Annotated in this window: 20 protein-coding genes and 2 tRNA genes; 5 read left to right on the top strand and 17 right to left on the bottom strand. The window is 67.3% G+C overall.

Annotated elements, in window-relative coordinates; all coding sequences use genetic code 11:
* Positions 1 to 44: 44 nt before the first annotated feature.
* Positions 45 to 1,502, bottom strand: a complete 1,458-nt coding sequence (locus LFM09_RS42495; protein ID WP_414102293.1) for a chitinase — start codon at positions 1,500 to 1,502, stop codon at positions 45 to 47.
* Between the two features lie 174 nt (positions 1,503 to 1,676).
* Between LFM09_RS42495 and LFM09_RS42500 the strand changes: the two genes are divergently transcribed.
* The 4 genes from LFM09_RS42500 to LFM09_RS42515 all read left to right on the top strand — a co-directional run bounded on the left by LFM09_RS42500 (position 1,677) and on the right by LFM09_RS42515 (position 3,524).
* Positions 1,677 to 2,156, top strand: coding sequence for a hypothetical protein (locus LFM09_RS42500; RefSeq protein WP_414102294.1), 480 nt, complete (start codon positions 1,677 to 1,679; stop codon positions 2,154 to 2,156).
* A 15-nt stretch (positions 2,157 to 2,171) separates the two neighbouring features.
* Positions 2,172 to 2,780 carry an SGNH/GDSL hydrolase family protein gene (locus LFM09_RS42505; protein WP_414102295.1) on the top strand — a complete coding sequence of 203 codons (609 nt, stop codon included), beginning with the start codon at positions 2,172 to 2,174 and terminating at the stop codon, positions 2,778 to 2,780.
* Positions 2,781 to 2,790: 10 nt separating this feature from the next.
* Positions 2,791 to 3,222 carry an HD domain-containing protein gene (locus LFM09_RS42510; RefSeq protein WP_414102296.1) on the top strand — a complete coding sequence of 144 codons (432 nt, stop codon included), beginning with the start codon at positions 2,791 to 2,793 and terminating at the stop codon, positions 3,220 to 3,222.
* A gap of 74 nt (positions 3,223 to 3,296) precedes the next feature.
* On the top strand, positions 3,297 to 3,524 hold the full coding sequence (locus tag LFM09_RS42515; protein WP_414102297.1) for a hypothetical protein: 228 nt from the start codon (positions 3,297 to 3,299) through the stop codon (positions 3,522 to 3,524).
* A gap of 55 nt (positions 3,525 to 3,579) precedes the next feature.
* Here LFM09_RS42515 and LFM09_RS42520 read toward each other — a convergent pair whose 3' ends face one another.
* The 6 genes from LFM09_RS42520 to lepA form a co-directional block, all read right to left on the bottom strand.
* Positions 3,580 to 4,029, bottom strand: a complete 450-nt coding sequence (locus LFM09_RS42520) for a class I SAM-dependent methyltransferase (RefSeq protein ID WP_414102298.1) — start codon at positions 4,027 to 4,029, stop codon at positions 3,580 to 3,582.
* A gap of 50 nt (positions 4,030 to 4,079) precedes the next feature.
* Positions 4,080 to 4,691 (bottom strand): class I SAM-dependent methyltransferase, encoded by a 612-nt coding sequence (locus LFM09_RS42525; RefSeq protein ID WP_414102299.1) that lies wholly within the window; start codon positions 4,689 to 4,691, stop codon positions 4,080 to 4,082.
* 74 nt (positions 4,692 to 4,765) lie between these two features.
* Positions 4,766 to 4,836, bottom strand: a tRNA-Lys gene (locus LFM09_RS42530).
* A gap of 2 nt (positions 4,837 to 4,838) precedes the next feature.
* Positions 4,839 to 4,912 (bottom strand) — tRNA-Asp (locus LFM09_RS42535).
* A gap of 364 nt (positions 4,913 to 5,276) precedes the next feature.
* The gene (locus LFM09_RS42540) at positions 5,277 to 5,837 is read right to left on the bottom strand and encodes a Uma2 family endonuclease (protein WP_414102300.1); all 561 of its coding nucleotides are present in this window, start codon (positions 5,835 to 5,837) and stop codon (positions 5,277 to 5,279) included.
* A gap of 116 nt (positions 5,838 to 5,953) precedes the next feature.
* Positions 5,954 to 7,789, bottom strand: coding sequence for a translation elongation factor 4 (gene lepA, locus LFM09_RS42545; protein ID WP_414102301.1), 1,836 nt, complete (start codon positions 7,787 to 7,789; stop codon positions 5,954 to 5,956).
* 89 nt (positions 7,790 to 7,878) lie between these two features.
* Between lepA and LFM09_RS42550 the strand changes: the two genes are divergently transcribed.
* Entirely contained in the window at positions 7,879 to 8,301 is a 423-nt protein-coding gene (locus tag LFM09_RS42550) for a type II toxin-antitoxin system PemK/MazF family toxin (protein WP_414102320.1), read from the top strand.
* Here the strand turns inward: LFM09_RS42550 and LFM09_RS42555 are convergent.
* The 10 genes from LFM09_RS42555 to LFM09_RS42600 form a co-directional block, all read right to left on the bottom strand.
* Positions 8,286 to 8,462 (bottom strand): DUF397 domain-containing protein, encoded by a 177-nt coding sequence (locus LFM09_RS42555; RefSeq protein WP_414102302.1) that lies wholly within the window; start codon positions 8,460 to 8,462, stop codon positions 8,286 to 8,288. The two genes, LFM09_RS42550 and LFM09_RS42555, sit on opposite strands and share 16 nt — an antisense overlap.
* Positions 8,437 to 9,282, bottom strand: coding sequence for a helix-turn-helix domain-containing protein (locus LFM09_RS42560; protein WP_414102303.1), 846 nt, complete (start codon positions 9,280 to 9,282; stop codon positions 8,437 to 8,439). The genes LFM09_RS42555 and LFM09_RS42560 overlap by 26 nt, the downstream gene beginning before the upstream one ends.
* Before the next feature lie 69 nt (positions 9,283 to 9,351).
* Positions 9,352 to 10,455, bottom strand: coding sequence for a hypothetical protein (locus LFM09_RS42565; protein WP_414102304.1), 1,104 nt, complete (start codon positions 10,453 to 10,455; stop codon positions 9,352 to 9,354).
* Between the two features lie 46 nt (positions 10,456 to 10,501).
* Positions 10,502 to 12,553, bottom strand: coding sequence for a N,N-dimethylformamidase beta subunit family domain-containing protein (locus LFM09_RS42570; protein ID WP_414102321.1), 2,052 nt, complete (start codon positions 12,551 to 12,553; stop codon positions 10,502 to 10,504).
* 10 nt (positions 12,554 to 12,563) lie between these two features.
* On the bottom strand, positions 12,564 to 13,871 hold the full coding sequence (locus LFM09_RS42575) for an FG-GAP repeat domain-containing protein (protein WP_414102305.1): 1,308 nt from the start codon (positions 13,869 to 13,871) through the stop codon (positions 12,564 to 12,566).
* 26 nt (positions 13,872 to 13,897) lie between these two features.
* A complete protein-coding gene (locus LFM09_RS42580) occupies positions 13,898 to 15,268 on the bottom strand; it encodes an FG-GAP-like repeat-containing protein (RefSeq protein ID WP_414102306.1) in 1,371 nt (456 codons plus the stop codon).
* Positions 15,269 to 15,341: 73 nt separating this feature from the next.
* The gene (locus tag LFM09_RS42585; protein WP_414102307.1) at positions 15,342 to 18,140 is read right to left on the bottom strand and encodes an AfsR/SARP family transcriptional regulator; all 2,799 of its coding nucleotides are present in this window, start codon (positions 18,138 to 18,140) and stop codon (positions 15,342 to 15,344) included.
* 70 nt (positions 18,141 to 18,210) lie between these two features.
* Positions 18,211 to 19,053, bottom strand: coding sequence for a transglutaminase family protein (locus tag LFM09_RS42590; protein ID WP_414102308.1), 843 nt, complete (start codon positions 19,051 to 19,053; stop codon positions 18,211 to 18,213).
* Between the two features lie 2 nt (positions 19,054 to 19,055).
* Positions 19,056 to 20,003: an alpha-E domain-containing protein gene (locus tag LFM09_RS42595; protein ID WP_414102309.1), complete on the bottom strand. Its 948-nt coding sequence runs from the start codon at positions 20,001 to 20,003 to the stop codon at positions 19,056 to 19,058.
* 13 nt (positions 20,004 to 20,016) lie between these two features.
* Positions 20,017 to 21,648, bottom strand: coding sequence for a circularly permuted type 2 ATP-grasp protein (locus tag LFM09_RS42600; protein WP_414102310.1), 1,632 nt, complete (start codon positions 21,646 to 21,648; stop codon positions 20,017 to 20,019).
* Positions 21,649 to 21,707 lie beyond the last annotated feature (59 nt).

A 21,707-nucleotide genomic window follows, 5' to 3' on the forward strand; every position in this document is an offset into this window, starting at 1 on the left:
CGGCGCCACGTCCACTGTGGACGTGGCGCCGACCGTTCCATCATCTAGGGCAGGGAGTCCAGATGAGGGGCGACCGTGTTGGCGAACTGCCAGTTGTTCGAGGCGTCCCAGTTGATCGACCACGTCATGGCACCGCGGATCGCGGGCCAGGTCGTGCTCGGCTTGAACGTCCCGCAGCTGGTGCCGCGGGCCAGGCAGCTGAGCGCGGCGTTGACGTTGGACGGCGACTGGTAGCCACCACCGGCACCCGACGGTGACGCCGGCAGGCCGAGGCCCACCTGGTCGGCGCGCAGGCCGGACTGCAGCTGGATGCACGCGAGCGCGGTCAGGAAGTTGACCGTGCCCTGGCCGTAGACCTGCTGGTCGCAGCCGAGCATCGTGCCGGAGTTGTAGTACTGCATGTTGACGACGGTCAAGATGTCCTTGGTGGCCAGCGCCAGCTTGAAGTACTCGGCGCTGGTGTTCTGCATGTCGATCGTCTGCGGCGCCATCGTGATGATCGTGCCGCCGCCGGCGTGGATGCTGCGCAGCGCCTGGCCCATGTAGGTGGCGTTGACGCCGTTCTCCAGGTCGATGTCGACGCCGTTGAAGCCGTAGTTGGTGATCAGGCTCCGAACGCTGTTGGCGAAGTTGGTGGCCGCGGCCGCGTTGTCGACGCGGATCGTGCCGAGCTCACCGCCGACGGAGATGATCACCTTCTGGCCGCGGTTCTGCAGGGTCCTGATGTCGGCCTTGAACTGCGCGTCGGTGTAGCCGCCCAGCTGGCTGCTGAGGCCCGAGTCGAGGTTGAACGTCACCGCGCCCGGAGTGGCCGTCGCGTCGGCGAACGCCACCGCAACGATGTCGTAGGTGGTGGGGACGTCAGCAAGACGCAGAGCGCGCGCACCGTTGTAGAAGTTCTGCCAGTAGCCCGTGAGCACGTGCTTCGGCAGACCGGTGTTCGGCGGGTTGCCGGTCGTGGTGGTGGTAGTGGTCGTCGTGGTGGTGGTTGTGGTGCTCGTGGTCGTCGGCGGCGTTCCAGGGCCGTCGAGGTTGACGTCGTCGGCGTAGTAGGCGGGCTGGCCGTACCAGCCGTGCAGGTAGATCGTCACGCTGGAGGCGCTGCCGGAGTTGAAGTCGACGGTGAGCTGCGTGAAGCCGCTCGAACCCGGCGTCCACGTGTTCTTCTCCACGCCGCCGGTGACACCGAGGTAGACGTAGCTGCCCTGCACCCAGGCGGACAGCTTGTAGGCCGTGTTCGGTTGCACCGTCACGGTTTGCTGGCAACGCGCGTTGCTCTGACCGGCGGGTGCGCCCTGCAGCGCGTAGCTGCCGGTGCGCTTGGTGGTCGTGGTGGCGCTCGTGCCCTCGGTGCAGGTCCAGCCACTCAGGTTGCCGGCCTCGAAACCGCTGTTGGCCGCGAGGTTCGCGGCGACGGCGTTGCCGTTGATCACCAACACCAGACCGGCGCAGGCAAAGAGCGCGGACAGCAGCGCTACAGCTGCTCGTCTGGTCTTGGACATGGTCCACCTCCACACATCATGCGGCGGCCATGCTGTGAGTGGACTAAAAATGGACTAGACCACTGCCTCCGGTCAAGCGTTGCGCTGGTCATCGGATGTATTAGTGTGAGCCTGCCGCCACTGTCGTTGAGGAGTGGCATGCGCTTACTCGCCGTTCTGACTCTACTGCTGGGGTTGAGCACTCCAGCCGAGGCATCTCCAGGCTGGGTGGCGTCGTGGGGTTCCGCGATGCAGGCGCCCGTGACATCGGATGTCACCGGCACCTCTTACACGGTTCGAAACGTCGTCCGGATGACCCTCGGCGGCTCGACGGTCCGGGTGCGGCTGTCGAACGTGTTCAGCTCCGGCGACCTGACCGCGGGCAAGGTGTCCGTGGCGCCGGCCGGAACCGGTGCCGCGCTCGGCGACAAGGCCCGCCGAGTCACGTTCCGCGGCCGCGAGTCCGTCGTCGTGCCGCGCGGCGGCGAGGTCCTGTCAGACCCGGTGGCGCTGCGGACGTTCGCGGACACCGACATCGCCGTGTCGATCTTCGCTTCGTCGGCACCGGCCGTGGCCACCTATCACCGCAGCGCGTTGTCCACGAACTACGTGGCTCCCGGCGACCACGCCTGGGACCTCGGCAGTTCGGCGTTCACGCAGAAGGTGTCGTCCTGATACTACCTGTCCGAGGTGTCCGTGGCCTCCGGTGTGCGCGGATCCGTGGTGGCTCTCGGCGACTCGATCACCGACGGGTCGGGGTCGACCGGTGGCGCGCACCGGCGGTGGACGGACGTGCTGGCCTCGCGGACCTCTTACGGCGTGGTCAACTCCGGGATCTCCGGCAACCAGCTGCTTCGTGATGGCACGTATGGCGTTTCGGGCGTCTCGCGAACGCCGCGGGACGTGCTGGCTCGCTCCGGCGTGCGGACGGTGATCGTGCTGGAGGGCGTCAACGACATCAAGGCCAAGCCGGACGCCACGTTCGAAGAGCTGCGCGACGGGTATTTGCGCGTCATCTCTCTCGCGCACGCACAACGCGTGCGGGTGCTCGGCGGGACGATCACGCCGATGGGCGGGTACCACGGCTACACCGAGGCGCGCGAGGCCGTGCGTTCTGCCGTGAACTCCTGGATTCGGATGTCCGGAGCGTTCGACGGGGTCGTGGACTTCGACGCCGCGGTGCGGGACCCGGCACGCCCGACCTGGCTGCGCGACGAGTTCGCCAGGCCGGACCGCCTGCACCTGAACGACGCGGGTTATTCGGCCATGGGCCAGGCGGTGGACCTCTCACTCCTTTAGTTTGAAGCGCGTGTTCACCCTTTCTGATGCCATCACCCTCGCGACCGCCGCCCATGACGGCCAGGTCGACAAGTCCGGCCGTCCGTACATCGGGCACCCGTTGCGAGTGATGGCGTCGGTAGAGGGTGAACACGCGCAGATGGCCGCCGTTCTGCACGACGTCATCGAGGACACCCCGGTGACCGCCGACGACCTCACGGCCCGTGGATGCCCAGCGGAGGTTGTCGACGCGGTCGTGGCGTTGTCGCATCTGCCGGAAGAACCGCAGGACGTCTACTTGCGCCGCGTCGCCGCGAACCCGTTGGCGGTCATCGTGAAGCGAGCGGACATCGCCGACAACCTCTCCCCCGCCCGCATGGCCCGCCTGGACGACGAGACCCAGGCCCGGCTGGAGATCAAGTACGCCACCGCGCTGAGGTTGCTCGCGCAGTTCGTGAGCTAACTAACCTTCTTCATCGGTACAGGTGTCGTGAGCAGGGTGTATTATCGATTCGTAACCAAGATTGGAAGGATACGATGACCCGCCACGACCTGTCCGTCAAGTCCCTGCGCTCGAGCCTGGCGACCCGTCGCGACGCTCGACTGAAGCGCCGGAGCCTGGAGCGGCAGTTGGCCAGCTACACCTCCGAGAGCGACCGCATCGAGCTGGACGCCATCCTCTCCCGCCACAGCGCCGAGGAGACGAGCGAGCTCCGTTCGATCATCAACCGCCAGGCGATGGACCGTTTGATCCGTTCCGCCTGACCGGTTTCCGTGTGGGCCACCCCCGGCAGCGTTGCCGCGGGTGGCTTTTGCGTTTCTAGAACAGGCGCTTGAGCGTGAGAACGCTGTCCGCGCACGTCTCGATCCCGCACGGACCTTCCAGTTCCCACCGAACCACCTCGTTGGTGATGATGATCCAGTTGTCCATCAGCCCGAGTTGGTCGAGGACGTTCTTGGTCGTCGGGAACTCGCAGTCCAGGAACCCGGACCAGGACGGCGTCTCGACGTGGCCGCAGATGACCAGGTACCCGCCTTGAGCGACTGCCAGCGCGGCCCGCTTCAAGATCGCCGGCTGGTAGAGGAACTGCACGCTGACCAGGTCGAACTCTCCGTCGGGAAACGTCTCCGTGAGATCGAGACACTCGACGACCCGCCATCCCTGCTCAGCGAGCCAGACGGCGTCGCCACCCTCTCCGCTCCCGAGGTGAAGCGCGGTGCCAGGTCTCAGCCGTGACGCCTCGCGCTCCAGCAGCGGGTTGACTTTCATGTGAACACGGTCCGCCTGGCCAGACCCATTAAGCAACTGTCGTTCCACCGTCAGTAGAGCCGCTTGACCGTGAGGACGTTGTCCTTGCGCGTCTCCTCCTGACCATCCGGCCCCGTGAGCGGCCGCTCGACCACCTCGTCGGTGATCACGATCCAGTTGTCGGCCAGCTTCAGGTGGTCGAGCACGTCCTTGGTGGTCGGGAAGTAGTAGTCCTGGTGCTCGGACCACGACGGCGCGCCCGCGTGTCCGCCGATGATCAGGTGCCCGCCCGGCGCGACCGCCTGCGAGGCCCGCTTCAGGATGCTGTTGCGCTCGCCGTCCTCCTCGACCGGCGAGTGCAGGAACTGGGCGCTGACCAGGTCGTACTCACCCTCGGGAAACGTCTCCTTGAGGTCGTGCCGCTCCACCGCGAACTCGACGCCCTCGTCGTGAGCGTGTTTCAACGCCCGGTCGAGCGCCACCTGCGACACGTCGACGCCGAGGACCCGCCAGCCCCGCTTCGCCAGCCAGACGGCATCACCGCCCTCGGCGCACCCGATGTCCAGCGCGCTGCCGGGCTTGAGGCGTTCGGCCTCGCGCACCAGCAACGGGTTCGGTCGGCCGGACCACACCTGGTCCCGCTCCGAGTAGAAGGACTCCCAGAACTCCTGCGCAGTCGTCATGCTTCCAAGGTGCGTCAAGCTGTGCCGGAACAGCAAACATCGTTGCCACTTCGGCAACAGATCGGTGGGGTAGGAGGCCGCCGGGGGCTCGAACCCCGTGCCCGTCGCGTAAAAGTCGACTGCTCTGCCAGTTGAGCTAGCGGCCAGCGCTCACGACGGGACTCGAACCCGTGATCTCCGCATTGACAATGCGGCGCCTTGACCAACTAGGCCACGTGAGCATAAATGCATTTCCGGGCACACCGAATAGAAAAAGCCGCCCAAATCGGTTTCCCGACGGGCGGCTCCCAGGGCCTGACCTGCAGTTAGGTCACGGCGGGGAGCACGCGCGGCGAACGTCGGCGAGGACGGTGCTATCGAATCGGTGGCACATCATCCGTCGCTCCCTTCGCTCGATGTTGCCACGAGTATTGCGCACAACATCACCACGGGTCAATGAATAAAAAGACAGTGATTCGAACGCTTCGCGGACCAGCTGCGGCAAGCTCTGGGCCTGGCATGGCCTCGATCGGAGTAGCTCCGAGAACTCCTGTGCCGTCTTCGTCATACGACCGCGATGCGCCGACCTGGCCGTGCCGACAAGAGTTACCGCAGAGTGCCCAGCAGCTCGGCGGGCGAGAACCGCACCGGGAACGGCGCCGTGGCCTCGAAGACCTCGTCCGCCTTCACCGCGGCCGTCTGCTCGTACAAGCCGTCGGCCCCGAACTCGAACACGGTCAGCGTCGTCGTCTCCGGATCGATGATCCAGTAGCTCGGCACGCCCAGTCGCTCGTAGGCGGCCTTCTTCGTGTTGAAGTCGTTGAGCGCGGTGCTCGGCGACAGGATCTCGACCGCGAGCAGCGGTGCCACCGGCAGCAGCTTGTCCGTGACGTCACTGTCCCTGCAGACCAGAACATCCGGCTGCAACTCGGTGCTGTTCGAGGGCTGCACAGCGAACGGTGCCGCCAGCACGTGCAGATCCTCCGGACATGCGGCGTCCAGTTTGGAAGACAGCTTCACCGAGATCTTCTGGTGCCGGAAACCCGGCGCGGGGCTCACCAGCAGCATCCCGTCGATGAGCTCGTAGCGGCGTCCATCATCAGGCATGCCCTCCAGGTCGTCGACCGTGTAGGGACTTCCGTTCATGCCAATCGCCATGACTGTCATGGTCCCCTCCTTTCGGTACTCGTGCCAACGATCTCAGAGGGGTCCGACAGTTTTGGCCCAAATCAGGGCCTGACGGGTGGCGCCACCCGAACGTGTGACGCCACCGAACACCAGGGCTACTTCTTGCCCTTCGGCTCGTCCGTGGACAGCGCGGCGACGAAGGCCTCCTGCGGCACCTCGACCCGGCCGACCATCTTCATGCGCTTCTTGCCTTCCTTCTGCTTCTCCAGCAGCTTGCGCTTACGGGTGATGTCACCGCCGTAGCACTTGGCCAGCACGTCCTTGCGGATCGCGCGGATCGTCTCGCGGGCGATCACGCGCGCGCCGATGGCGGCCTGGATCGGCACCTCGAACTGCTGCCGCGGGATCAGCTCGCGCAGCTTGGTGGCCATCCGCGTGCCGTAGGCGTACGCGTAGTCCTTGTGCACGATCGCGCTGAACGCGTCGACGGCCTCGCCCTGCAGCAGGATGTCGACCTTGACCAGCTCCGCCATCATCTCGCCCGACTCTTCGTAGTCGAGTGAGGCGTAGCCGCGCGTGCGGGACTTCAGCGAGTCGAAGAAGTCGAAGATGATCTCACCGAGCGGCATCGTGTAGCGCAGCTCGACGCGGTCCTCCGACAGGTAGTCCATGCCGCCGAGCTGGCCGCGCTTGGTCTGGCAGAGCTCCATGATCGCGCCGATGTAGTCGGACGGGGCGATGATGGTGCACTTGGTGACCGGCTCGTACACCTCGGCGCGCTTGCCCTCCGGCCAGTCGGACGGGTTCGTCACGATGATCTCGGAGCCGTCCTCCATGACCACGCGGTACACGACGTTCGGCGCCGTGGAGATGAGGTCGAGACCGTACTCGCGCTCCAGGCGGTCGCGCGTGATCTCCAGGTGCAGCAGGCCGAGGAAGCCGCAGCGGAACCCGAACCCGAGCGCGGCCGACGTCTCCGGCTCGAACGTCAGCGCGGCGTCGTTGAGCTGGAGCTTGTCCAACGCCTCGCGCAGCTCCGGGTAGTCCGAGCCGTCGACCGGGTAGAGGCCCGAGTAGACCATCGGGCGCGGCTCGCGGTAGCCGGCGAGCGGCTCGGCAGCGCCCTTCTTCTCGGACGTGACCGTGTCACCGACCTTGGACTGACGAACGTCCTTCACGCCGGTGATCAGGTAGCCCACCTCGCCGACGCCGAGGCCCTGCGACGGCTTGGGCTCCGGCGAGACGATGCCGACCTCGAGGATCTCGTGGGTCGCACCCGTCGACATCATCTTGATGCGCTCGCGCGGCGTGATCTTGCCGTCGACGACCCTGATGTACGTCACGACGCCGCGGTAGGTGTCGTAGACCGAGTCGAAGATCATCGCGCGGGCCGGCGAGTTCGCCTCGCCGACGGGCGCCGGAACCTTCTTCACGACCTCGTCCAGCAGCTCGCCGACGCCGAGACCGGTCTTCGCCGAGACGCGCAGCACCTCCTCCGGCTCACAGCCGGTGATGTGCGCGATCTCCTTGGCGTACTTGTCCGGGTCCGCGGCAGGCAGGTCGATCTTGTTCAGCACCGGGATGATGGTGAGGTCGTTCTCCATCGCCAGGTACAGGTTCGCGAGCGTCTGCGCCTCGATGCCCTGCGCGGCGTCCACCAGCAGCACGGCGCCCTCACAGGCCTCCAGCGCGCGGGACACCTCGTAGGTGAAGTCGACGTGGCCAGGCGTGTCGATCATGTGCAGAACGTGGTCCTGCCCGTCGACCTGCCACGGAAGACGCACGTTCTGCGCCTTGATGGTGATACCGCGCTCACGCTCGATATCCATGCGGTCGAGGTACTGAGCGCGCATCGCCCGCGCCTCGACCACGCCGGTGATCTGCAGCATGCGATCGGCCAGGGTGGACTTGCCGTGGTCGATGTGCGCGATGATGCAGAAGTTCCGGATGAGCTCCGGCGGCGTGAACGTCGTGTCGGCGAACGTGGTCAAGGTGGTCCTCAGCAGGAAATCGGACGGGTGTCCCCTTATGGTCCCATAGCGGCCGGTGTGCCCTGCACCACTAGGGTGCGTTCGTGCTGATGAACGGTGAGGATCCCCGCCCGGCGAAGGGCGCGGTCCGCGAGATTTTCGACGCCGCAGACGCCGCCAAGCTCGAGTACGAGCCCTCGGTGGACGGCGACGCGGACCCCGGCGAGGTCGTCTGGGCCTGGGTGCCCTTCGAAGAGGACGCGTCGCGCGGCAAGGACCGGCCGCTGCTGGTCGTGGGCCGTGCGAACGGCGAGCTGATCGCGCTGATGCTCTCGTCGAAGGAGCCGCGCGACGACTACATCGAGCTGGGCGCGGGTGCTTGGGACCGCGACGGCCGGCCTTCGTTCCTGCGGCTCGACCGGGTGTTCGCGCTGGACTCGGACGACGACATCAGGCGTGAGGGCGCCGTACTGGCACCCGCTGCCTTCGGCGTGGTCGTGGACGCCCTACGCGAACGTCACGGCTGGCGCTGAACGAACGCACGCCACGCGGGTGCGCTGAAGCTGAGCGTGCCCGCGTCGGCGTTCTTGGAGTCACGCACGTGCACGTCCTGCGAGAACGACACCTCGACGCATTCGCCTCCTTCGGTCGCGTCGCTGTAGCTGCTCTTACGCCAGGTGCGGTCCTGAGGCATCGAGTTCCCCTCGCGGTTGGCCGACGTACTCCGCCAGCATGCTCCGCGATTGTCCCGCATCCAACGCGACCTCATCCAGGTGATCGAAGAGAAGCCGCGTTCGTGCGATCGCACCGGGATCCTGGACGAACAACCTCGCCAGATCGGTCTCAGCGAACGCGACCGGACGCGACTTCTCGAACTCCCACAGGACGCAACCCGACGAGGGAACCACGACGTCTGCAGGCACGATCCGCATGACGTGCGTCTTGAACAGCAGCCGGGCGTACTGATCCTTCATGATCCGGTCGTCTCCGACCTTCTGCCGCAGCGCCACCTCATGGACGTAGAACAAGCAGTCCGGCCGATCGTGTCGCCTCAAGACCGCCTGACGTTCGATGCGGAACCGCACGAGGTTCGGGATCCGCTCCTCAGCCACGAATCCACCCAAGCGGTACAGCGCGTCGACGTACTCCGGCGTCTGAACGAGCCCAGGCACGCGCTGCGGGGTGTAGCTCGTGATCGTCGTGGCGGTGGACTCGGCGAACACAACCGTGCGCAGGTCGTCGGGCACCTGCACGATGTACTCGTTGAAGGCGTCCTTGTAGCGGCGGCGGAAGTCCTCGAAGAAGTCGATGTCCTTGCCGCACATCGTCAGGAACTGCACCAGGTCGATCTCGCTGGCGCGCGCCTTGCCCTTCTCGATGTTCGTCACCTTGCTCGGATCCCACCCCAGCTTGATGGCCATCTTGGTGCCACCGAGGTCGGTGCAGTCCTCTCGAAGCCGTTTCAGCTCGTCGCCCAAGGCCCTGCTGCACACCGTCGCCGTGATCACAGTCATGACCCGAAGCTAGGACTTGCCCCCGGTCCAAAAAAGGACCAGGGGCAGCCCTCGTTCGGGTGAAAATAATCAGGAAGTCAGCAGCTCAACGTTCCACGCACGCAACAACTGCTTCGTCTCCGTGAAGTGCATGCAGTGCGGTGCGTCGCCCTCAGCCGACACGATCCCGCGGCTGTCGAGGTAGCCGTCGGCGCGGAACGAGTACACCGGACCGCCGGAGTCGCCTCCGATGCCGCCGGCGAGACCGGAAGTCCGGCACACCTGCACGCCGTAACGCCAGTTGCCCGTGTTGTCCAGCCAGCTGGCGAGTTCCTCCACCACGACGTAGTCACACGCTTGATTGGTGTAGTAGCCGCTCTGGCACACGTTCATGCCGTTGAGCGACCACTCCGAGTTCCGGTAGTTCTTCCACTGGTCGTTGAAGGTGTAGACGCCGCTCCAGGTGTCCGTCCTGATCGACTCCATGTCGTACAGGGTGTGCTCCGAGACGACGTGACCGACGAGCACCCCGCCACCCTGGTAGATGTCCTTGCCGACGTTGAAGCAGTGGTCAGCGGTGATCAGGAACTCGCTCGTCCCCTGCCTGATGCCGAACCCCGAGGTGCACCAGTGCCGGTTGTCGCCACCGGGGCGGAGCGAGATGCCGCCCGCATAAGGAGGCGTGTCGAAGTCACGGCTCAGTGCCTTCAGACGAGCGCGTTGGACGAACTCGACATCGGCCGAGCTCACTGCTCCGATCGACGACGACATCGCGACTGACTGCTTCGCCTTGACGAGATCGTTCACCTTCAAGGTGATCCCGTTGCCATCGGCGTCGATGCTGACGCCTGTCAGCTCGACTCCGCCGGCTTCGAAGGACTTCGCCTCGCTGACCACCTTGTCCCTGGCCGCCTCCAGCTCGCTGAGACGGTACTTGCTCTTGTGGAAGTCGACGCCGACGTCCTTGCCGGACTTGGCTTTCGCCGCCTCGACCGCCTTCGCAGCGAGGTCGGTATCCGGTGCGTGGACGGTGACGAGCCGGCCCTTCTCGTCGACGCGGATGCGCGTCACCGCGTCGGCGAACTCGCCGTCGATGGTGAGTTCCTTGATCGCGCTCGCCAGATAACCCGCGTCCGAGGTGACGGGGCCGCCCGGCTCAGCGACGGCCTGGGGAACGGCGAGTAGTGATGCCAAGCAAAGTGAAGCTGCTAAAGCACGTTTGATGCGCATGAGCTACCTCCTAGATGTTGGCGAAGACGTTGCGCAGGATCTGGCGGATGGCGGCGTCGTAGGGCAGGGCGCCGTTGAACGACATGGAAGAAGCGCTGAACACCCAGCCGCCGTTGGGTTTCGGCACGAGCACCATGTCCGCGCCGCCCGCGGGGTTGAGACCGCGGGCGATGTGCTGTGCGCCGGACGAGCCACCGGGCAGGCGGTCGACCTCCCACCCGCTGGCGCAACCGTTGTAGGCGACAGCACCGAACTGGTCGTTCACCTCCAGTCCCGTACCGGCGAGCAACGGGTGGTCCGAGACCACGCGGTACGGGTAGAAGTCCATGTACGCGTCGACAGACAGCTCCACGCCGGTGATCTGCGACTCGGACATCCCCACGGCGTGGTACTCGTCGCGGCCGCCGGTTCTGTCGCGGTGCAACGCGGTCGTGGGGTCGGCGTAGCTCATCCGTTCGTAGAGGCCGTTGCCGCCGGTGTAGATGAGGTGCCCGCCCGAGTCCAAATAGGACACCACGCGGGAACGCATGCGTTCGGTCCAGTACTCGGGGTGGCTGCCCAGCACCAGCGCCTCGTAGCGGCTGAGCCAGCCGCCGTCCGCGTCGAGGTCGCCGTCGACGTAGCAGTCGTAGGCGATCCGCTCGGAGTCCATCCACCTCAGCAGGAACAGGTCGCTGTAGAGCAGGTGGTCGATGCGACCGGTCGGTTCGACCTGGGTAGCGGTGCTGGGGCGCAGGAACGTCACCTTGCGCTGACGGTCTTCCTCGCCGGGGGTGTACTGGTTGTGGCCGCCCCAGTTGTTGTAGGCGTTGTAGGTGTTGGTGGGCATGAGGAACGCGACCCGCGCGGAAGGTGCCACGGGCTTCACCACGAACGGCACGTGCCGACGCAGCCCGCCGGGAGAAGCGAGCTCCAGCGCGTACACCCCGGAACCAGCGGGCGCGGTGAGGCTGACGCGTTCGCTCCAGCCGCAGCCCGAAGTCCGGTAGGTGGCTGGCAAAGACTGCAGGCCAACAGACACCGGCGACGGACCCCACACGCGTTCCTGAGCGCCGTTGAGCCGCACGACCGACGCGGTGACGCCGGTGAGGGACGTCGAGACCGGGAAGCCGATTCGCTGGCCCGCGCGGACGCTCAACGTGCTGGCGTAGCCCTGCAACGCCCCGGTCGGCTCGACCGAGAACCCGTTGCCGACCGCCTTCGGCCCGCCGCCGTCGTACCAGGTGGCCACGCCGTCGGCGGCGACCGTGCGCGCGTTGGTCAGCCGGTACCAGTTCAGGGTGTCGTCGTTGCCCGGCGTCGGAGTGCTGTCGACCGCCACGCCGTAGACGCAGCCCTCGTTGTCGGAGAGCACCTGCTTGTGGAAGCCCTCGCCCCAGCCGCTGCCGATGCTCAGCGGGTTGCCGCCGTTGTCCCAGGCGCGGGTCTCGTCGCGGTAGCGCCACCAGTGCAGCCAGCCGCCCTGGATCACGCCGAGGATCACGCCGTCCGGGCCGGCGGTGAGCGTCTGGTACGGCTTGAAGCCGGTGCCGATCAACTCGCCGTTGCCGTTCACCCAGCCCGAACCCGTGTGCTGGTACCGCCAGAGCCCGCCGTCGGCGTCCTGGCAGTACAGCACCCCGTCCCAGCCGCCGAAGATCCGCGGGAACCGCTGGAAGCCGCTGCCGATCTGCGTTCCCGCGCCGTCGAGCCACCGGCCCTCGCCGGTCGCGGGGTTCGTGACGGCGTACCGGTAGCTCACCATCCTGCCGTCGCCGGTGCGGCAGAAGATCCGGCCGTCCTGCGCCGCCAGCACGTCTGCGAACTGGTGGAAGCCGTCGCCGATCTGCCTGCCGACACCCGGTGACCACGTGGCGGTGCCGGTCCGCCAGCCGGTGTGGCGGAACCACAGCAGCGCGCCGTCGGCCTGCAGGCCGTAGATGACGCCGTCACCGGCCGGGATGAGCTTGAGGAACCGTTGCCGCGGATCGGCCGCGGCCTGGGCGACTCCCGTGCCGAGCACGGCGGTGCCCGCAAGCACCGCCATGCCCTGCAACACTTTCCTGCGTCCGTAGTGCTCCACAGTGGACAACTCAGATCAGCCTGTCGTAGATCTGGAAGCCCTCGCCGATCGGCTCGCCGAAGCCGAACGGCCGGCCGTTGGCGTTGATGTTGTTGGCGTAGTGGAAGACTTCACCGCTGGGCTTCCACGCCGTGAGGTCGGCGTAGCCGTCGCCGCTCACGTCCGAGAGCACGAAGTCCGAGTAGATGCCGAACCCGTCGCCCGCGGGCTTGCGTTCCAGGTACGGAACACCCTCGGGGTTCGTGTTCATGTTGTTCTCCCAGTAGAAGAGCTGGCCGGTCGCGTTCACGGCGACGAGCTCCGCGTGGCCGTCACCGGTCAGGTCCGCCGCGCGCACCTCGGTGAACTCGTCGAAACCGCTGCCCACCGGGGTTCCGCCGGTCGCGAACGGCACCCGGCCGGGGTTTCCGTTGATGCTGTTGGGGAAGTAGCGGACCTCGCCGTTCGGCTTGATGCCCAGCAGGTCCGCGTAGCCGTCGCCGCTCACGTCGGCCAGCACGAGGTCGGCGAAGACGTTGAACCCGTCCCCGGTCCACTTCCCGCTGCCGTACGGGACGCCGCCGTTGGCGTTCGTGTTGTTCTCGAAGAACAACAGCTCGCCGTTCGGCCGCATCGCGATCAGCTCGGCGTACCCGTCACCGGTGAGGTCGGCGGAACGGACGATGCTGAACTGGCCGAAGCCCTCGCCGATCCGGTTGCGAGCCCCGTACGGCCGCGCTGGGTTCACGTTGTAGCTGTTGGCGTACTGGAAGAGTTCGCCGTTGGCCTGAGTGACGACCAGCTCGGCGAAGCCGTCACCCGTCACGTCGTTGTTGGTGGCGCGCGTGGTCTTGGTCGCAACCTCGGCGATCAGGGCGCGTGCCTTGGTCTCGGCCTGGTCGTAGCGGTCGGGGAAGCCCGAACGCTGCACGTCCTGCGCGATCTGCCCGGCCGTGAAGCCGGGGTGGTTGCGTTCGCTGTTGATCGCTCTCGTGAAGAACGCGTTCGAGGCGTAGACGACGTTCGTGACCTGTTCCGGTGTGCCCCAGCCCATCGACGGGCGTTGCTGGAAGACGCCGAGCGAGTCGCGGTCTCCGCACAGGAGGTTGTTCATGTGCGACTCGACCCAGCCGGCCTCGAAGCCGGCGAGCATGACCTTGGCGGAGACGCCGAGGTTGCGGCCCACGCGGTGGACGACCTTGGTCACTTCGATGTCGCGGTCGGGCGGAAGAGTGCACGCGGTCGTGCCGAGGTCGCCGGGCCTGGCGGACGCGGTGCCCGCCAGACCCGAGACCATCGCCACGACCAGTGCCGCGGCAGAGAGCAGCCTGGTACGCATGATGTTGTTCCCCCAGAACAAAAAGGTCAGATGAGTCGGTTGTAGATGTGGAAGCCCTGCCCGATCGGGTCGCCACCGGTCACGAACGGCCTGCGATCGGCGTTGGTGTTGATGTTGTTCGGGTAGTAGAAGACCTCGCCGTCGGGCTGCCAGCCGGTCAGGTCGGCGTAGCCGTCACCGGTCACGTCCGCCAGCGTGAAGTCGCTGTAGCGGTTGAACCCGCCGCCGGTGGGCTTGCGGCCGCCGTAGGGCACGCCGCCATTCGAGTTGATGTTGTTCTCGTAGTAGAAGAGGTCACCCGACGGCGTCATGGCCACGAGCTCGGCGTACCCGTCGCCGGTCAGGTCGGCCGCGCGTACCTTCGAGTAGATCCCGAAGCCGCTGCCGACCAGCTTGCCCTCGGTGACGAACGGCTTGCGCTCGCCGTTGGAGTTGATGTTGTTGGGGTAGAGGTAGACCTCGCCGTCGGCCTCGATCCCCAGCAGGTCGGCGTACCCGTCACCGGTGACGTCCGCGAGCGTGATGTCGGCGAACCGGTTGAACCCGCTGCCCGTCGGCCTCTCGAACGTGTAGGGCCTGCCGTCGGGGTTCGAGTTCTTGTTGTTCTCCCAGTAGAAGAGCTCGCCGTCGGTGCGCACGCCGATCAGCTCGGCGTACCCGTCACCGGTGAGGTCGGCCGCGCGGACCGTCGTGTAGTTCTGGAAGCCCTCGCCGACGCTCTCCCGGGGGCCGTACGGCTGGGTGGGCATCGCGTTGATGCTGTTGCCGTAGTAGAAGACCTCGCCGTTCGGCGCGGTGGTGAGGAGGTCGCCCCAGCCGTCGCCGTTGACGTCGTTGATGCCGGCGCGGGCTTTGCGGATGTCGCCGGCGATGTTGTTGTAGCGGTAGGGCGGGTACTCCGCCGCGGTGGCCGCCCAGCTGTACTCGCTGCGCATCGTGTGCGGCGGCGTCTGCTCGTGCACCCAGTAGCGGGTCTTCGCAGTGTCGAGCCAGCCACCGAAAATGCGCACGTGTCCAGCCGCGCCTTCGGTGCCCGGCCCGCCCTTGATCAGGATGTCGCCCGGCTGCAGCTCGTCCTTGGAGATCGGGTGGCTCACGTTGGGGTTCACCAACGTGACGGTGCTGAGGCCCGGCTTGCCGAGATCCCACGCCATCGACACGAAGCCGGAGCAGTCCTTGCGCCAGCCTGACGAGTGGTTCGACGTCATGGAGTACGGGACGCGTTCGTTGACCCACGCCTGGGAGCGCGCCATCACCTGATCTCTGGTGATGGTCGCCGCGGCGGTGAAGTCGGCTTGTACGACGGGTGCGGGCTCCGCGTGCACGGGCACAGCGGGCACGGCGACCGTGGTGACGACCGCCAACGCAAGAACACTCTTGCGCAGCAACGGATTCATGCTCTTTCCCCCAGATCCTGGTCCGGCTGTCTGCCGGACCAGGACGACTCTGGTGAGCACGTCTAAAGATTTCCTAAATCACCTGGAAGACCGCCGTTTCACCGGCTTCCCGGCAGCCGTGCCGGGCGAAGAGCTCCTGGGCCTCCGCCTCGAACGCGGGCTCGCCGACGACCGCGGCGAGGTCGCGCAACGTGCGGGCCCGCCACACCGGCAGCTCAAGCGAGCTCCACTGGACGAGCGCGCGGCCGAAGTAGTCCCGCGCCTGCTCACGACGGCCGGCGGCAGCTTCCAGCTCGCCGAGCGTGCGCAGCATCAGGGCCTGCCCGAAGCCGTCCCGCATGGTCGTGCACACGGAGAGGCGGTCGAGCAGGTCACCGCGCACCTGCTCGCCCTTGCCCTGCCGGATCCGGACCTTCGCGAGCGACTGTGCCGCGTAGGCCGCCATCAGCCGGTCGCCGAGCGCACGCAGCGTCGTGAGGGCCTCCTCGGCCAGCCGGGCGGCCTCGTCGAGCCTCCCGGCCGCCCGGTGCACGAGTCCCAGCGACCGCTGCGCGAGCGCGCCGTTGCGCCGGTCCCGCCGCGCCCGGTAGGCGATGACGGCGCCGGTGCAGGCGTTCTCCGCCGCAACGAGATCACCCAGGTCGGTCAGCACCCGGCCGAGGGCGTGAAGGGCCTCGGCGTGCAGGTCGTCCGTCTCGTCGAGCCCGGCGAGCACCAGTTCGAGTGAACGGCGGGACTCCTTCAGCCGGCCTCGGTCGCGTTGGACCGTGCTGAGCGCCAGCCTGGTGCGCGCCGTTCCCCGCACGCTCGCCTCGTCGGTGACCAGGCCGAACACGGTCAGCGCCTGTTCGTAGTAGTCGGCGGCCTCGTCGAAGCGGTCCTCCTCGTACCGCAGCCATCCCAGCCCGAACAGCGTCCGGGCCTCGCTGAGCCGGTCGCCACATCGTTGTGCGGCAACGAGAACCGCTTGGTGGGTGCGCCACCACGGGCCGAAGAGGTTGCGCACGGAGAAGTGCGCCGAGCACAGCGTCGTGGCGAGCTCGGTCGCGAGTGCGGTGAGGTCGAGTTCGCCGAGGCGTTCCACGAACCGGGTCTGCTCCTTGGCCTCCCGCACGTGCGTCAGCAGGAACTCGGCCACCCGCGTGGCGACCTCACGGGTGGCGGGCAGGCTTTCCTCCGCCGCGCCGCGTTCCCTGGCCAGCGCGCCGACCAGCTCGTGGATCTCGTAGCGGAGCCGTCCGTCGCCGGTCACGAGGTCGAGCAGCTGCGCGTCCACCAGCTGCTCGACCACCCGCTCCGAGGTGTCCGCGTCGGTGTCGAGCAGCGGTCCGACGAGCCCGCTGGAGAACGACGACACGTCGAGCAACGCGAGCCTGCGCAACGCCGTCCGCTCCCGTTCGGCGAGGCCCTCGTAGCTGAGCTCGATGCTGCCCCGCACCTCCAGGTCGCCCAGCATCAGCTCCCTGAGCACCTGACGCCGGTGGCTGAGCCGTTCCGCGAGCCGGTTCAGCGGCCAGTGCGGGCGGGCGGCCAGCCGGCCACCCGCGATGCGCACCGCGAGCGGCAACCGTCCGCACAGCCGCACGATCTCGGCCGCGGCCCCCGGTTCCACCTCAGTCCTTTGCGGACCGACCACCTCGGTCAGCAGGTCGAGCGCCTCGGTCAACTCGAACACGGGCAGGTCGACCTGGACCGCACCGGGCAGTGCGTCGAGCCGTTCCCGGCTGCTGATCAACGCCGCGCAGTGCCGGCCGCCCGGCAGCAACGCGCGGACGTGCCGTTCGTGCGCGACGTCGTCCAGCACCACCAACACCCGCCGGTCCGCCAGCAGGGTGCGGTAGAGGTGCTCGCGCTCCAGTCGGCAGGTCGGCACGGTCGCGACACCCAAGGCCCGCAGGAACGCGCCGAGCGTGCCATCGGTGTCGTTGCCGACGGCCCGCATCGACACGTAGAGCTGGCCGTCCGGGAAGTCGTCCCGCACCTGGTGCGCGACGTGCCGGATGAGCGTGCTCTTGCCCGCACCGGGTTTGCCGTACACCGCGCACAGCCTCGTCGTTGACTCATCGGCGACGGCGGCGCGGATCTGTTGCACGTACGTATGTCGGCCGGTGAAGTCCGCGATGTCGAACGGCAGCTGGCTCGGCCGGCTCATCGGTGCCGGCTCGTCGTTCTGCAGCACGCGGTCGTGCACGGCCCGCAGTGCGGGTCCCGGTTCGACCCCGTGTTCGTCCGTGAGCAGGTCCCGGCCTTCGCGGTAGCAGGCGAGCGCGTCGGCTTGGCGGCCCGTCGCGTGCAGCGCGAGCATCAGCTGGCCGCGCAGCCGTTCCCGCAACGGGTGCTCGGCGACCGCCGCGACGAGCTCGGAGACCAGCGCCTCCGCCCGTCCCAGCGCCAGCCGGGCGTCCACCAGGTCCTCGAACGCGGCGAGGCGCAGCTCGTCCAGGCGGACCCGTTCGTGCTCGGCCCAGTCGCCCTGCGCGCCACCCAGTGGTGGCCCGTTCCACTGCGCGAGCGCGGCCTCGAAACAGCCTGCGGCCTGCGCGAACGCACCTCCGGCGGCAGCCAGGCGGCCTTCACCGACCAGGCTGTCGAACGCGTGCAGATCGATGTCGTCCACGGCGAGCAGGTAGCCGCTGTTGCGGCGAACGATCGGCAACGCGCGCCGCAGCGCCGAGACGTAGGTGTAGATCGCCGCGCGCGCCTGACCAGGTGGTCTGTCGCCCCACAGCGCGTCGACCACGCGGTCGAACGAAACGACGCTGCCCGCGTGCATCGCGAGCAGCGCTAACAGTGTGCGTGGCTTTGGGCCGCCGAGCGGCACACCAGTGCCTCCGGCGATGGCCGTGACCGGCCCCAGCACACGAATCCTCATGTCGCCCCCAGGCGTGAAACTCACAGCGAGTGACCGTTCAGTTCACGCCCGTGAGAGGATCCTCGTTGCCTCAGGCCAGTCGCGTGATTTCCACAGTTACCTCCAGCGCGGTCGCCGCCCCGCCCGAGTAGATGCCTTTCAACGGCGCCACGTCCGAGTAGTCACGGCCCAGTGCCACCCACACGTGCCGTGGCCCGACCGGCATCGCGTTGGTCGGGTCGTACCCCCACCACCCGCCGGTCCACGCCTCGATCCACGCGTGCGACTCACCTCGCACCGTCTCTCGCAGCGCGCCGTCCTTCTTCGTGTGCAGATATCCGGACACATAGCGCGCCGGAATCCCCATACCGCGCAACAACACCAACGTCAGATGCGCGAAGTCCTGGCAGACACCCTTGCGTTCCTGCCACGCGTCAACGGCCGAGCTGTGCACACCCGTCGACCCCGGCTGGTACTTCAGCTGCTCCCACACCCACTGCGAGGCAGCCAGCACCGAGTCCGAAGGCGAGTTGCCCTTCTTCAGCTCGCGCGCCTTGGCCAGCAGTTCGCGGTTGCGCGGCGTGTAGCGCGTGGGTTCGAGGAACTCCGTGTAGCGGTCGACGAGGTTCTCTTCCTTCATGTCCTGCCACGTGCCGGTGGTGACAGGCTCGATCTCGGAGCTGGTCTCGACGACCGACGACGCGACGACCTTCAGCTCCTTGTGCGGCGCGTGGAGGTCGAATGACGTGACCTCGGTACCCCAGTAGTCGGTGTAACGGTAGGCACGCGTGGCCGGAGTGGTTTCAACGCGCGAGACGACCACGTTCTGCTTGCGGTCGCCACGCGGAGTCAGCCGCGCCTCGTTGTAGGACTGCACAACAGGTGCCTCATACACATAACCCGTCGTGTGCACGACGCGTACACGCCAGCTCATGGTCAGCCCACCTCGGTGTTCGTCCAGGCGACCCACGGCGCCACGTGGAAGTACTGCTGCGACACGGCCTCACCGACGTCACGGACCGTTCTCTGCAGTGCCGCAAGACGTTTGGGCAGGTCGTCGAGCAGGTCGTGCGGCCTGAGGAACTCCAGCTCGCTCCTAGCCTTGCCCAGCAGCCGGAGTGCTTCCGCTCGGGCGCCAACTCGCACCGACGGCTGGTTCTCCAGCTGCTCCAAACACGCCTCGGCCTGGCGCAGCGCGTGGAACACCGACCGCGGGAACAGCCTGTCCAACAACAGGAACTGCACCACGCGCGACGCGTCCAACGCGCCGCGGTACGTCCGTAGATACGTGTCGTGCGCGCCGGCCGAACGCAGCACCGTGACCCAACCGGGAGACGACGCCCGGTCACCGACACGCGCCAGCAGCAGCCGCACGATCATGTCGACGCGCTCGACGGACCGGCCGAGCACCAGGAACCGCCAGCCGTCGTCGCGTGACATCGTGGAGTCGGCCAGCCCCGCGAACATCGCCGCGCGCTCCTCGACGAAGCTGAAGAACGCGTGCGGTCCCATCGTGCGCGCGTACCGCTGCCGTTCGGCGACGGCGTTCCACATCGCGTTGAGGCATTCCCACATTTCGGTCGACACGACCTCGCGCGCGCCACGGGTGTTCTCGCGCGCGCTGTTGACCGACGACACGATCGAGCTCGGGTTGTCCTTGTTGTAGGCCACCAGTTCCGTCAGCGACCACACGTCGAACTGCTCGGCACCGACCGGCGGCTTGATGCCCAGAACGGTCAGCAGCTGCCGTGACGTGGCGTCCGGGTCGACCGTCGCATCCTCCAGCAGCTGGTGGACCGAGACGTCGAGAATGCGTGCCGTGTCGTCCGCCCGTTCGACGTAGCGGCCGATCCAGTACAGCGATTCGGCGTTGCGAGCCAGCATTCCGCGCGCCCCCTTACTGCTGCTGTTGTTGCTGTTGCTGGGAAGAAGTCAGCTCCGGCCCCTGCTCGGCCGCCGTGGACTCCATCTTGGACGTTCCCGCGAGCCCCGGTTCGGCCAGCTCACGCTCCACAGTGGACGACTTGGGCGCGAGCACCCAGGTGTCCTTGGAACCGCCGCCCTGCGAGGAGTTCACCACGAGGCTGCCCTCGGGCAACGCCACGCGGGTGAGCCCGCCCGGCAGCACGAAGATGAAGTTGCCGTCGTTCACCGCGAACGGCCGCAGGTCCACGTGCCGCGGCGCCAGCTTGTCGCCGATCTTCGTGGGCACGGTGCTCAACTGCACCACCGGCTGGGCGATCCACCCGCGCGGGTTGTTCTTGATCCGCTTCCGCAGCGAGTTCAGCTCCTTGGCGGTCGCGTCCGGCCCGAACACGATCCCGTACCCGCCCGACCCCTCGACCGGCTTCACCACCAGCTCGTCGAGCTTGTCGAACACGTGCGCCCGCTCGTCCTGCAACCAGCACCGGAACGTGTCGACGTTGGGCAGCAACGGCTTCTCGTTGAGGTAGTACTGCACGATCTCGGGCATGTAGGTGTAGACGAGCTTGTCGTCCGCCACCCCGTTGCCGACCGCGTTGGCGACGACGACGTTGCCCGCCCGCGCCGCGTTCAACAGCCCGGCGATGCCCAGCACCGAGTCCGGCCGGAAGTGCACGGGATCCAGGAAGTCGTCGTCGATGCGCCGGTAGATGACGTCGACCTGCCGCTCACCCTCGGTCGTCCTGAGGTAGACGAAGTTGTCGCGACAGAACAGGTCCCGCCCCTCGACCAGCTCCACACCCATCTGCCGCGCCAGCAGCGAGTGCTCGAAGTAGGCGGAGTTCCCCAAGCCCGGCGTCAGCACCACGACGTTCGGATCGGCCGCGTTGGGCGCGGCGGCGTTCCGGAGCGCTCGTAGCAGGTGAACCGCGTAGTCGCCCACCGCGCGCACGCGATGGCGCGCGAACAGGTCCGGGAACACCCGCGCCATCGTCCGCCGGTTCTCCATGACGTAGGAGACACCGGACGGACACCGCAGATTGTCCTCAAGAACCCGGAACGTCCCCTGCTCGTCCCGCACCAGGTCGACGCCCGAAACGTGAATCCGCACCCCGTTCGGCGGGCTGATGCCGGCCGCCTCCCGGTGAAAGTGCTCGCACGACGTAATGAGACGCCGCGGCAACACTCCATCCCGGACGATCTGCGCGTCGCCGTAGATGTCCGCGAGGAACATCTCCATCGCCCGCACCCGCTGCACGATGCCGCGTTCGAGCTTCGTCCACTCACTCGCGGTGATGATGCGCGGGATCAGGTCGAGCGGGAACGGCCGCTCCTGACCGCTGAGACTGAACGTGATGCCCTGGTCGACGAACGCCCTGCCGAGGGCCTCACTCCGCGCGTTCAGCTCGTTGACCTGCGACGGAGCGACCGACTCGTACAGCGCGCGGTAGGCACTCCGCACACCGTTGTCGGTGGAGAACATCTCGTCGTAGGCGCCGGCATGCGGGCGTGCGGGATCCAGATAGCCGTTGAACAGCTCACCGAGCCTCGGCGTGGTGACCGTGCGGCTGCGGCGCAGTCCTGAGGTGCGGGCTCGGCGTTCCATGGTCCACATCTTCACCCCGTTCAGGGCAATTCCGCACTAGTCCGACCGGACAGAAACCT

Source organism: Lentzea alba (assembly GCF_047445655.1).
GTDB classification, from domain to species: domain Bacteria; phylum Actinomycetota; class Actinomycetes; order Mycobacteriales; family Pseudonocardiaceae; genus Lentzea; species Lentzea alba_A.